Annotated in this window: 14 protein-coding genes; 9 read left to right on the top strand and 5 right to left on the bottom strand. The window is 39.9% G+C overall.

Annotated elements, in window-relative coordinates:
* Positions 1–291: 291 nt before the first annotated feature.
* The 9 genes from efp (at position 292) to QZ289_RS10055 (ending at position 7612) form a co-directional block, all read left to right on the top strand.
* A complete protein-coding gene (gene efp / locus QZ289_RS10095) occupies positions 292–855 on the top strand; it encodes an elongation factor P (protein ID WP_295702205.1) in 564 nt (187 codons plus the stop codon).
* Between the two features lie 206 nt (positions 856–1061).
* Positions 1062–1265, top strand: coding sequence for a 50S ribosomal protein L31 (rpmE, locus tag QZ289_RS10090; RefSeq protein ID WP_295702203.1), 204 nt, complete (start codon positions 1062–1064; stop codon positions 1263–1265).
* A gap of 4 nt (positions 1266–1269) precedes the next feature.
* The gene (gene rsmI / locus QZ289_RS10085; protein ID WP_295702201.1) at positions 1270–2145 is read left to right on the top strand and encodes a 16S rRNA (cytidine(1402)-2'-O)-methyltransferase; all 876 of its coding nucleotides are present in this window, start codon (positions 1270–1272) and stop codon (positions 2143–2145) included.
* The gene (gene rlmB / locus QZ289_RS10080) at positions 2142–2834 is read left to right on the top strand and encodes a 23S rRNA (guanosine(2251)-2'-O)-methyltransferase RlmB (protein ID WP_295702199.1); all 693 of its coding nucleotides are present in this window, start codon (positions 2142–2144) and stop codon (positions 2832–2834) included. The genes rsmI and rlmB overlap by 4 nt, the downstream gene beginning before the upstream one ends.
* Entirely contained in the window at positions 2818–3915 is a 1098-nt protein-coding gene (locus QZ289_RS10075) for a hypothetical protein (protein ID WP_295702197.1), read from the top strand. The genes rlmB and QZ289_RS10075 overlap by 17 nt, the downstream gene beginning before the upstream one ends.
* Positions 3909–4721 (top strand): hypothetical protein, encoded by an 813-nt coding sequence (locus tag QZ289_RS10070; RefSeq protein WP_295702195.1) that lies wholly within the window; start codon positions 3909–3911, stop codon positions 4719–4721. Before QZ289_RS10075 ends, QZ289_RS10070 begins: the two co-directional genes overlap by 7 nt.
* 29 nt (positions 4722–4750) lie before the next feature.
* The gene (locus QZ289_RS10065) at positions 4751–5959 is read left to right on the top strand and encodes an LL-diaminopimelate aminotransferase (protein WP_295702193.1); all 1209 of its coding nucleotides are present in this window, start codon (positions 4751–4753) and stop codon (positions 5957–5959) included.
* A gap of 8 nt (positions 5960–5967) precedes the next feature.
* On the top strand, positions 5968–7260 hold the full coding sequence (locus QZ289_RS10060) for a homoserine dehydrogenase (RefSeq protein ID WP_295702191.1): 1293 nt from the start codon (positions 5968–5970) through the stop codon (positions 7258–7260).
* Between the two features lie 22 nt (positions 7261–7282).
* Entirely contained in the window at positions 7283–7612 is a 330-nt protein-coding gene (locus tag QZ289_RS10055; protein WP_295702189.1) for a YraN family protein, read from the top strand.
* Between the two features lie 13 nt (positions 7613–7625).
* Here the strand turns inward: QZ289_RS10055 and QZ289_RS10050 are convergent, their stop codons facing one another.
* The 5 genes from QZ289_RS10050 to QZ289_RS10030 form a co-directional block, all read right to left on the bottom strand.
* The gene (locus QZ289_RS10050) at positions 7626–8309 is read right to left on the bottom strand and encodes a 3-methyladenine DNA glycosylase (RefSeq protein ID WP_295702187.1); all 684 of its coding nucleotides are present in this window, start codon (positions 8307–8309) and stop codon (positions 7626–7628) included.
* Positions 8303–9901, bottom strand: coding sequence for an ABC transporter ATP-binding protein (locus QZ289_RS10045; RefSeq protein ID WP_295702185.1), 1599 nt, complete (start codon positions 9899–9901; stop codon positions 8303–8305). The genes QZ289_RS10050 and QZ289_RS10045 overlap by 7 nt, the downstream gene beginning before the upstream one ends.
* The gene (locus QZ289_RS10040; RefSeq protein ID WP_295702183.1) at positions 9895–10080 is read right to left on the bottom strand and encodes a hypothetical protein; all 186 of its coding nucleotides are present in this window, start codon (positions 10078–10080) and stop codon (positions 9895–9897) included. Before QZ289_RS10040 ends, QZ289_RS10045 begins: the two co-directional genes overlap by 7 nt.
* A 175-nt stretch (positions 10081–10255) precedes the next feature.
* Positions 10256–11359: an ABC transporter permease gene (locus tag QZ289_RS10035; RefSeq protein WP_295702182.1), complete on the bottom strand. Its 1104-nt coding sequence runs from the start codon at positions 11357–11359 to the stop codon at positions 10256–10258.
* Positions 11352–12404 carry a microcin C ABC transporter permease YejB gene (locus QZ289_RS10030; RefSeq protein WP_295702180.1) on the bottom strand — a complete coding sequence of 351 codons (1053 nt, stop codon included), beginning with the start codon at positions 12402–12404 and terminating at the stop codon, positions 11352–11354. The genes QZ289_RS10035 and QZ289_RS10030 overlap by 8 nt, the downstream gene beginning before the upstream one ends.
* Positions 12405–12615: the final 211 nt, after the last annotated feature.

The raw sequence follows: 12615 nt of genomic DNA, 5'->3' as shown, positions 1-12615 counted from the left end.
ATGCTATTAAATTTTGCCATAGTGCAATCCTGTTTTATAGAAAGTAAAGTTCTGCCTATTGCTTAAAAGTTATCGGCTTTGATGATTTGCTCAATGCAACTTATCAAGTGAGGTTGTGCGTTTCTAAGATCTAGATTTTGTGCTTTCTTGCTACCACACTTCATACTATTTCGCATTTTATGGTTGTTTGGTTTTTACTCTCGCTCTACCCTTATAAGTTTGTTCCTTAAGATATGGATTCTAGATGTTTTTTGCTATAATGTCGCCTCAATTATGTTTAAAGGATATGCAATGGCGATTGGAATGAGTGAATTGAAAAAGGGCTTGAAGATAGAAATTGATGGGATTCCATATAGAATCACAGAATATCAGCACGTAAAACCCGGCAAGGGTGCAGCATTTGTAAGGGCAAAGATTAAGTCATTTCTTGATGGCAAAGTGATTGAAAAAACTTTTCATGCAGGGGATAAATGCGAGGAGCCAAATTTAGAGGAAAGAACAATGCAGTTTCTCTATCACGATGGGAGTGCGTTTCAGTTTATGGATACGGCTACTTATGAGCAAATTGCCCTGAGTGATGACCAAGTGAGTGATGTGGCAAAGTGGCTTATTGATGGGCTAAATGTGCAGATTCTATTCCATAATCAAAAGGCGATTTCTGTTGATGTGCCACTTGTAGTGGAGCTTACCATTACTGAAACAGCCCCAAACTTTAAGGGCGATACAAGCAGTGGTGGTAAAAAACCTGCCACACTTGAGACAGGGGCAGTCGTGCAAGTGCCTTTTCACGTACTAGAGGGTGAGAAAATCAAAGTCAATACCGAAACAGGCGAGTATCTCGAAAAAGTAAAATAGTTTATTTATATCAATAGCAGGGAAAGTTTGCACTGTTTATCCTCTTGTCTTTCTCCATTTATGCTGTGTAATATTTTTGCTGTATCAAAAATATTACACAGCACATCTTACTTCCTTGTTGAAATATAACTTTCATTTTAGTTTAATTAAAGCAGTTTTTGATAAAATCTACGCCTTTATTTACCACATACTATAAAGGATTAATAATGAGAAAAGGTATTCACCCAGAATATGTGCCGTGCAAGGTAACTTGCGTAACAAGCGGTAAGCAAATTGAAGTCTTAAGCACTAAAAGCGAGTTACGTATTGATATTTCAAGCTTTTGCCACCCATTTTACACAGGCAGCGATAAAATTACAGACATTACAGGACGTGTGGAAAAATTTAAGCAAAAATATAATATAAAATAAACCTGTGCTAGCCCTTGTGCCAACCCCGATAGGGAATCTGGAGGATATTACTTTTAGAGCATTGGAGTGGTTAAAACGAGCTCATATTATTCTATGTGAGGATAGTAGGGTTAGCAAGAGACTCTTACATCTCCTCATTGAGCGTCAGCTACTCACTCTCCCAGCGGGAGTAGATTCCCAAAGCTTTATAGAATCTAAACAATTTATACCCTTTCATTCACATAATCAAAATGATGTTATAGCCAATTTACAGCCAAGTATGTTTGAGAAACATATACTCTATTTGAGCGATGCGGGAACTCCCTGTATCAGTGACCCGGGCGCGAAACTTATATCTTATGCGATAGCACATCAACTTCCTTTTGATGTTTTACCAGGGGCGTGTGCGCTCAATGTCGCATTTTGCGGTAGTGGAGTAGAATCTACGCCTTTTGTGTTCGCAGGATTCTTGCCGCATAAAAAGCTAGAGCGGCATTCTAAACTTATGCGGCTTACGCATTTACGTATGGGTGAGGCATATAGCGTTATTTGCTATGAAAGCCCTCATAGAATCTTAGATACCCTTGCAGATATTGGGCTCCTTTTGCCCTCTATTCATCTTAGCGTACAAAAGGAGCTTACTAAACTCCATCAACAGCGCTATTATGGTAGTGCGAGCGAAATAAGCCAAGCATTACAAGATTCTACCATTAAAGGAGAATGGGTGCTCGTGCTTGAAGTGAGAGAACCCTATATCACCAAAGAACAAAGAACACTTGATTATGAAGAGGTGCTAATGCTTGATATTCCACCTAAAATAAAGGCAAAGATTCTAAGTAAGATGAGCGATAGAAGCATTAAGGAGTGCTATGAGGAAATACGAGGGGGGGGGCAAGAGTGATACTTTATGGTAAGCAGCCTGTTTTTTATGCATTCAATACCTGCCCTTGGCGTATTGAGGAAATTTATTTAACTAAAGAATTGCCAAGAGATATATTTTCTCAATTAGCCAAACTCAACAAGCCTATCAAAAAACTTGATTTTAAAAAGGCTCAAGCCTTAGCGCACGGAGGTAATCATCAAGGAATCTTAGCGCGTATTACGCCACCATTGCCGGCACATTTAAATGAGTTAAAAAGTAAAGATTCTTTGCTTGTACTCGATAATGTTACTGATGTGGGGAATATCGGCTCTATTTTCCGCACTGCCTATGCTTTAGGGGTAGAGGGAGTGATAATCTGTTTGCCAAGTCTTAGTCAAAAAGCGATAGAAAGTATCGCTCGTCTTTCAAGCGGTGCATTTTTACATTTACCTTATGGAATCTTTGCAAATATTTTTGATGTCGTAAATGAGCTAAAAAATGCCAATTTCACGCTCATAGGGGCAGATATGAATGTAGGACAAAAGGGAAAAGTGGGGCAAAAATGGGCTTTATTTTTAGGGAGTGAAAATCAAGGTTTATCAGGTCGATTGAAGCACAAACTTGATACAATACTCTCTATCCAAATGGCACATCATTTTGATTCGCTTAATGTAGCTGTGGCTACTGGAATTTTAATAGATAGGATTAACTATGCAGGACAAAAATAATGTATCATTACTTGATTCAGAGCTTGCTAAACTTAAAGCTATTGGCTTAAAAGAAATTAGCAAGAGCACAAAGTTAGCAAATTCAAAGATTGAAGATGTGCTCGAGAAGCGTTTTGATAAAATCGATAGAGTAAGGGCTAAAGGATTTATTGCTATCTTAGAGCGAGAATATGATGTTGATTTGCGCGATTGGCTTCTTTTGTATGAACGTTCAAAAAATGAAGATATAAAAAGTGTCTCACAAGTCATTGCCAAACAAGATGAAGAGCAACGTGCCCAAAGATTAAAAGAAAATGCTGCTAAAGAAGAGCAAATAGCAAAAGAAAAAGAGCAAAAGCAGAATGAAGAAAAAAAACGCGAACATCAAGTACTTGATTTAGCGCTTAAAGGCAAGCCAATTGCTAAATCCGATACAGAATCTTATTCGTGGCTTTATGTTATCTTGGTTTTAATACTTTTAGCACTAATGGGATATTTTGCCTATAAGGCATTTATGCAAGACCATCAAAAGAGCAATCTAGCACCTATATCGCAGAGGAACACTCATACTTCCTCACAAGAAGATGGCTATGATGGCTTATTCTTTGATGCATCGAGCATTCAGGTTGAAGCACAATCTATACCAGAGGCTGTGCAAGAGCAAGACACTCCTCAAAAAGGAGAAGCTGTATCTACGGAGAGCTCTAATGCTTACTCTAAACCTTTGCAAGAGCCATTACAGAGCCACCCTGAACAAAATTTCTTCTTCCAGCCTCAAAATACTTCTTCGAGCCAAGAAGCTCAAAAGAAAGTCATTAATGACAATATCTTGCATATTCAATCGGACTTTGATTTATGGCTGGGTGTAATTAACTTAGAAACAGGTACAAAAGAGCAGTTTTCTTATAAGAAAGAATATGATATAAAGCTTGAGGGTAAAATGCTCTTTATTATGGGGCATAGCAGTTTTACGCTTACGCTTAATGGTGAAGATATTCCACACGGGACAAAACACCCTGTGAGAATGTATTATGATGGCTCAACTTTACGCAACATAGGCTATACACGTTTCAAAGAACTTAATGGTGGTTTAGAATGGTAAGATATGTGCTATTTATGGCATTTATGCTTACTTATATATGGGCTGATGTATTTGATGATAAGGTGCGTAATCTTATAGGAGAACAAAACTATCAGCTCAATGTTAATTTTCTTAATAAAATTTTTGCAAATAAAACGATGTATTATACAAATGGACGACTCGATATAGCTAAGATTGTATATGCGCTTAAGAATAATGGATTGCTTACTTCGCGTTTTGGACAACCAAGTGAAGTAAAGTTAAGTTTTTCTGCACGTACTAGCCCTATTTTATTAACAAAAGTAACTAATAGTATTCTTGCTACAATGGGTTATTCATACTACGTAGTGAGCAAAGCCGAACTTTCTCAAGGTTTATCTAATATAGAATTTTCTTTTAATACTGAACACAATCCAGATATTGGCATTATTCTTGATGAACTTAGCAAGAGAGGCTTTGTCTGCCTTGATATTAATCGTATAAGTGAGCAACAATGGGAATATGTGCTAGAGGTGAATGAGCCCCGTTTGCCTAATACAAAATTTCTTGCTAAAAGTGCTACACTGAATCTACGCGAGGTATCCGGGGAGTATTGGCTTGCATTGAACGCAAATGGGGATTTGCATATCCAAACAATAAATTTTATAAAATGGAATCCCCGCGTAGTGCTTTATGATAAGAATCTTGGTATAGTAGATATAGTCGCCAATACAGGAATGAGTGCTTCAGCTAAAATACGTGTGCCTCGAGGCGTAAAGTTTGTGATGATTACAGATTATGATAGTCCAGAAAGCCTAAAAGGCGGTATTTCTGTGAATCTTAAGTAGTTTTATAAAGTAAATATAAGGAGTAAGCGATGTTTGATGAGATTGAGTTTGATAAGATAAAACGTTTACCTAAGTATGTATTTGCTGCCATTAATGAGATTAAGCTAGAAATGCGCCGCAACAATGAAGATGTGATTGACTTCTCAATGGGGAATCCTGATGGTAGCACACCAAAGCATATAGTGGAAAAGCTTTGTGAAGCTGCACAAAAAGAGAAAAATCAGGGCTATTCTGTTAGTCGCGGGATTTACAAGCTACGTTTGGCGATTTGTAATTGGTATAAACGCAGCTACAATGTGGATTTAGACCCGGAGAATGAGGCTTGTGTAACGATGGGAAGCAAAGAAGGCTATGTGCATCTTGTGCAAGCCATTGCAAATCCGGGTGATAATGCCATCGTAGCAGAGCCAGCTTATCCTATCCATTATTATGCCTTTATCCTCAATGGTGCAAATGTCTCTACCTTTGGGCTAAAGTGGAATGAGCAAATGGAGCTTGATGTGGAGGATTTTTTTAGTAATATTAAGCGCGTGTTAAGGGAGGTAATGCCCCGCCCAAAGTTTGTAGTAGTGAATTTTCCTCATAATCCTACAACCATTGTCGTGTATAAAGCATTTTATGAGCGTTTGGTGGCGATGGCAAAACAGGAGAGATTCTATATTATTTCTGATATTGCCTATGCGGAATTATGCTTTGATGGGTTTAAGACGCCAAGTATTTTACAAATAGAGGGAGCGAAGGACGTAGCCGTAGAAAGCTATACATTATCAAAAAGTTACAATATGGCGGGTTGGCGGGTTGGCTTTGTCGTGGGGAATAAAAAAATCATTCAAGCCTTGCAAAAGATTAAAAGCTGGATAGATTATGGAATCTACACGCCCCTACAAATCGCTGCAACTATCGCACTCGAGGGCGATCAATCGTGTGTAGAGGAGATTAAATTGCAATATGAGAGACGTATGGAAGTGCTGATTAAGAGCTTTGTCGAGGCTGGTTGGGATATGCAAAAGCCTAAGGCAAGTATGTTTATTTGGGCGAAGCTTCCTCAATGTGTGGGTGATATGGGAAGTTTGGAGTTTTCTAAGCGATTACTTAAGGAAGCAAAGATTGCAGTTAGCCCAGGGGTAGGCTTTGGTGAGTATGGTGAGGGTTATGTGAGAATCGCACTTATTGAAAATGAAAAACGTATCCGCCAAGCCGCACGGAATCTCAAAGCATTTTTAAAACAATTTCAATAAGGGTAAAAATGTCAAAACTCATTGTAGGTATGATTGGCTTTGGCGTGGTTGGGAGCAGTGTGCTAAAGGCATTGATTGCTAATCGTGCAATTATTAATGCACGGGCGGGCAAGGAGGTTATCCTAAAGCGCGTTGTGGTGCGTGATAAAGCAAAGGCTCACAAAAAGCTAGAGGAGCTGAACACACAGGTGTTAGTAAGCGATAATGTCGATGATATGCTAAATGATAGCCAAATAGAGATTATTGTCGAGTTAATGGGCGGTGTGGGCTTTGCCTATGAGATTGCTAAAAAGGCATTGAGCGCGAAAAAGGCTTTTGTTACCGCGAATAAGGCAATGTTAGCCTATCATCGCTATGATATTGCGCATCTAGCAAATGGTGTGCCTGTAGGCTTTGAGGCGAGTGTTTGCGGGGGGATTCCCATTATCCGTGTGCTAAAAGATGGCTTAAATGCGAATCATATCCTTACTATCCGCGGGATTCTTAATGGTACGAGCAATTATATTCTCACGCAAATGCAAAATCATAAGCAGGATTTCTACACCGCACTCGAACAAGCACAGAATCTCGGCTATGCAGAAGCTGACCCTACGCTTGATATAAGCGGTGGTGATGCGGGGCATAAACTCCTTATACTTGCCTCTCTAGCCTATGGTATTAACGCCCTGCCCGAGCAGATTCTCATCGAGGGGATTGAAGGGATTATGCCTGATGACATAGAATTTGCTTGCGAATTTGGCTATACAATTAAGTTGCTTGGCATTGCGAAAAAACAAGGACACGATATAGAATTGCGCGTTCATCCCTGTATGATAAAAAAAGATGCGATGATAAGCAAGGTTGATGGCGTGATGAATGGCATTAGTGTGATTGGGGATTGTGTAGGAGAGAGTATGTATTATGGAGCGGGGGCTGGAGGTGATGCTACGGCAAGCTCTGTGGTGAGTGATATAATAGCTATTGCCAGAGGTGAGAATGCGGCAATGTTAGGCTTTGAGCGTGCCTTAGAAGATAGTAAGTATATTCGGCTAAAGAGCAAAGATGAGATATATTCACGCTATTATATACGTTTATATGTGAGCGATAAACCCGGTGTGCTAGGGCAGGTATCACAGATTCTGGGGAGGCACAATATATCTATTGGTGCATTTTTGCAAAAAGAAACCGATGATAAAGATGTGGCAAAAATGCTGCTTTCTACACATCATTGCTATGAAAAAAATGTCAATCACGCGCTAAATGAGCTAGAATCGCTCCCTTCTATCGTGCAGAAGCCCTATAAAATGCGCCTTGAAGATTAGCTAAATACAATGAGAGATGAAAATGAGCCGCAAAAAGGGTGATTTAGCAGAGGAGAGTGCTTGTATATTTTTGCGTGAGAGGGGCTTTGAGATTATAGAGCTGAATTTTCACGCACGATATGGTGAGATTGATATTATCGCTTTTAGAGATAATGTGCTGCATTTTATTGAGGTTAAAAGCGGTAAAAACTTTGAGCCGCTTTTAAATATCACGCCCCTTAAACTTACAAAACTCACAAAAGCTATAGGGCTGTATTTATCCACACATAATATAACAAAGGCTTACTGCCTTGATGCCTTGATTATCAAAAATGGCAAATGCGAATTGATTGAAAATATCACCTTGTGTTAAGATCGGTTTGGTTTTAGAAGTAGCAAGATTCTATCTCTTTAGCCAAATGCGCCATATCACCCTTTGCCTTAGCAAATTCTACAATCTTGCCGTGGAACCGCGCGAAAATCTGCGCTAAGCTCATATCCTGCGGGTATAGTTCATAGACTAAGTTAAGATTCTCCCTCACGCCTTCCTCACAGAATCTTCTTAATTCCTCATAGTCCTCTATCTCCCTACCCAAATGACATAGTAGCTTATAGGTATATCTATCAACAACCATCACTTCCCGCAAACACGCATAGTTGAGTATCGCATATGCACTCTCACGCCCTATGCCCTTTTGTGCAAGTAGCCATTCACAATCCACATTTTGCCTAAAGTTCTCAAAGCTCCCAAAATCGCTTAATATTGCTCGTGAAAGTTTGATAATATAGGCGGATTTTTGCCGCTGTAAGCCAATGATATGGGATTGCAATACCATAGAATCCACCAGTGCCATAGATTCTAAATCCATTTGTGAATCTCCGCTTAGAATTCCCGTATTTTGCATAGAATGAAGCATTCTCTCTACATTGCTCCATTGCGTATTTTGCACTAAAATCGCCCCTAACACAACTTCAAAATGCCCGTGATTTGCCCACCACCAGCTTGGCTTATCATATAGCAAATGCTTTTGTTTTAGTGCTTTAAGTAAGCTAAAGCTTGATTCTAGCACTCATTATCCTTATAAATATCTTGTGTTTCCCTCAAATCCTGTGCTTGTGAGAAAAACGCATTTATAAGGCTTTTAGCATAGCTGCTTTGCGGAGCGGCAAAGACTTCTTTGCTCTTGCCCGATTCTACCACTTGCCCTTTGTACAAAATCAATATATTATCGCTCAAGGCGCGGAGTATTTCTAAATCATGCGTGATAAAGATATATGCCATACGTAGCTGCTTTTGCAGGGATAACAAAAGCGTAAGGATAAGCTTTTGGGAGCTTTTATCAAGGGCAGAGGTAGGCTCATCAAGGAGCAAAATATCAGGTTTTCTCACAATAGCACGGGCGATGGCTACGCGTTGCTTTTGCCCTCCGCTTAGCTCGAAAGGATAGCTTTGGGCATGATATGCGCTTAATCCCACAGATTCTAAAGCCCATATCACTTTATCTTTATATGTTTCAAATCGCCCTCCCAACGCCTCTGCGATAATATCCCCCACACAGAATCTTGGAGAGAGTGATGAAAAAGGATCTTGAAATACAATGCTAATTTTTTTTCTTAAAACTTTTGTCTCAACTTGCGTATTGTGCAAATACAGCTCTCCTTTTGTTTCAAGTAATCGCAATATACCTAGTGCAAGGCTTGATTTACCACTACCACTCGCTCCAGCTATGCCTAGAATTTCCCCACTTCTCACATTAAAGCACACATTTGAAACCAATGTCTTATAATGTATCTTGAAAAATTTCCTTTGACTCACTTGCACATCAAAATGCATTGCCCTTAAAGTCGAATCTGTATCTACAAATGTGGTGTTATCTCTGTGAGGGAGGTTTAAAGATTCTATAAGAAATGTCGTGTATTGGTGTTTAGGTTTGTGAAAAATATCTTTTGTAGAGCGAGATTCTATTATTTTACCATCTTTTAGCACGGCAACCTTATCACAAAACCCTCTCACAACACCCAAATCGTGGCTAATAAACAAAATCGCGCTTTTTGTGCTTAAACGTAAAAGCATGTCCATAATTTGCTTTTGCACAAGGACATCAAGCGCAGTTGTAGGCTCATCACAAATAAGCAAAGCAGGATTATTGACAATACTCATCGCTATGGCTACGCGTTGCTTTTGCCCTCCGCTTAGCTCGAAAGGATAACGTTCAGCAAGGTTTGCATTCAAACCCACAAGGCTTAGAAGTTCTTCTAGTCTCTCTTGTGCCTTTAGATTCAATGCCTTGCCACGCAAATGCGGGTATAGCACATCGCTATGGAGATAAAAGCTCTCTAAAATTTGTTTGTCTACCTTATGGAGTGGATTAAGGCTTGAGAGTGGCTCTTGGGGGATATAGGCAATATCCTTTCCACGTAAAAAACGCATTTGCTTTGAATCTAGTCCTAAAAGACTTGTGTTATTAAAGCATATATCGCCACTCTGCACGATGACATTGCTTTGTAGCTTTAAAATAAGCTGTGCAAGCATACTTTTGCCCGAGCCAGATTCTCCAACCAAAGCGACTTTTTCCTGTGGTGCGATATGTAAGGAGATGTTATCCAAAGCAAAATGATGAGAATGTGCAAAAGTAGCACATAAATTATTTATCTTTAGCATAATATGCCCTTATTATTGCCTACGCTGTTTGTAAGCGTGGATAAACACTTCGTCCGTATGTGGCTAAAGCCACCGCGTAGGTCTTGCTCGTGTGGAGTAAATCCACACTCATGCCTAAAGTTTATACACTGATAACCGCGCTTTGCTTGGTTATCAAGGGCATTTTTAAAGATTTTCATCATTTCTCCTCGATTTTGTCGCTAAAGCTTCCAGCGTAGGTCTGCTTCGCAGGTGTAAAATTTGCTTCGCACCATGCAATCCTTTTGCAAAAAAAGACAAATCTCGCAGCGGTGAAAGCGCGAGGACAAAAGGATACACTTAATAACCGCACTTCGTTTGGTTATTAAGTGAGTTTTAAAGGTTTTCATTATGCCCTCCGCTGTTTGCGATTTTATCGCTGTGTTCTACCTTATTTGCCGTATTTGTATCATTTAAATGCACTTTGATATACGGGTCAAAAGCATCACGCAAACCCTCACCGATAAAAACGAGGATTGAGAGTAGCACACATAGCGCAACAAACGCTGTGATACCTAAATGCGGGGCGGTGAGATTGTTTTTACCCTGTGCGAGAAGTTCCCCCAAACTTGGGCTACCCACAGGCATACCAAAGCCCAAAAAATCAAGGCTACTTAATGTGGCAATACTTCCTGCCATAATAAAGGGCGTGAAAGTAAGCGTAGCACTCATCGCATTAGGCAAAATATGCGCAAACATTATTCTCACATCACTCACACCCATAGCCTTTGCCGCGCGGACATACTCTAGATTCCGCGCTTTTAAAAACTCCGCGCGGACAAGATTTACAAGCACCATCCACGAAAAAAGTAGCACCACGCATAGAATCCACCAAAAATTCGCCTCAAACACACTTGAAATGATGATAATCACAAACAAAATAGGTACAGCATTGAGAATTTCAATGATTCTCTGCCCTACCAAATCCACTCCTCCGCCATAGTAGCCCTGCACCGCCCCCGCGCACACTCCAATCACCACGCTACATACAGACAAAATTAACGCAAATAAAATGGAAATTCTATACCCATAAATCAGCCGTGCAGCGACATCTCGCGCCTTATCATCTGTGCCAAGTATATGTTTAGAATCCGGAGGGCTAGGGGCTTGTGTGTCTAAATCCATAATGATGCTATTATAGCTATATGGGATAGGTGCATAAATGACAAAAGCATCCTTTAAAAGCTCTTCCCTCACATAGTTATCAAGGTAATCACACCACGTATCAAAATCCCCACCAAAAGCCGTTTCGGTATAATTCACAAACACAGGAAAATACATTTTAGAATCTTTGTAGATAAAAAGCGGCTTGTCATTAGCGATAAATTCTGCTTCCACACTCAAAACAAAGAACGCAATAAAAAGTATCAATGAGTAAAATGCACGTCTATTCTGCTTAAAGACTTGATAGCGCACTTGAAGTATGCGTTTGTCAAACATTTTTGCCCCCAAAGTGGATGCGTGGATCAATGAAGTAATAGCAAATATCAGTGATAATCCCTAATGCTAAGGCGATAAAAGTAAAAATATAGAGTGTGCCAAAAACGACAGGATAGTCACGATTCACCACACTTTCATAGCCTAAAAGCCCCAATCCATCAAGGCTAAAAATAATCTCTATAAGCAAACTCCCACTAAAAAACGCCCCCACAAATACCGCAGGGAATCCGCTCACTACTAAAAGCATAGCATTGCGGAAAATATGCCTGTATAAGATATGATTTTCACTCCCACCCTTTGCCCTCGCACATACCACATAACTTTTATGAATCTCCTCTAAAAAGCAGTTTTTGCTTAGCATACTCAATGTGGCAAAGCCCCCTATACTAATACATAACACGGGCAAACACAAATGCCATAGATAATCTTTAAGCTTCCCCCAAGCGCTTAGATTCTCAAAATGATCACTTACTAGTCCTCGCAAAGGAAATAGCTCAAAATAGCTCCCCCCACAAAAAAGCACGATAAGCACCACGCCAAACATAAAGGCGGGAATGGCATTAAGCACGACGATGACAATGCTACTTATCACATCAAAGCGTGAGCCATGCCGCACTGCCTTAGCAATGCCTAGTGGAATACTAATAAAATAGATAAGCAATGTGCTAAAAACCCCAAGCGATATAGACACAGAGAGCTTTTGAACAATGATAGACAACACACTCTGCTGTGCGTAAAAGCTCTCACCAAAATCAAAACACACAAAACGCCACAGCATTTGCACATAGCGCTCACCCAAAGATTTATCAAAACCATAGAGTTTTTTAATCTCCTCGATGAGTTCAGGCTCTAAGCCTACGGAACCTTTGTAGAGAGCGTTTGAGCCTGTTGAGGCTTCGCTTAAATGCCCAAGATTCTCTATTTTAGCGATAGTCTGCTCCACAGGACCACCAGGAGAGAGCTGCATAAGCAAAAAATTAATGCTCATCACGCCTATGAGTGTGGGGATAATGAGTATTAATCGTTTGACAATGTAGCTTAGCATTATTTCTCCTTGTATCAATCGCGTAGATTCTACATAGAGATTCTAAACCTCAAAACTTGATAAGCAAGGTAGTTACAACTCTATTCTTTTAGGCGCATGTGAGCTTTGCCCTCACACTTGTAAGATTTTTCTAAAGACGATTTACTTTGCAAACGTGGAGTAAGAAGGCAATCTAGCGAACACTCCGTACGAATGGAGCGACTACATCCCA

It is taken from the genome of uncultured Helicobacter sp., from assembly GCF_910577135.1.
GTDB lineage: Bacteria > Campylobacterota > Campylobacteria > Campylobacterales > Helicobacteraceae > Helicobacter_C > Helicobacter_C mastomyrinus.
This window is presented reverse-complemented; position numbering and strand designations above follow the sequence as displayed.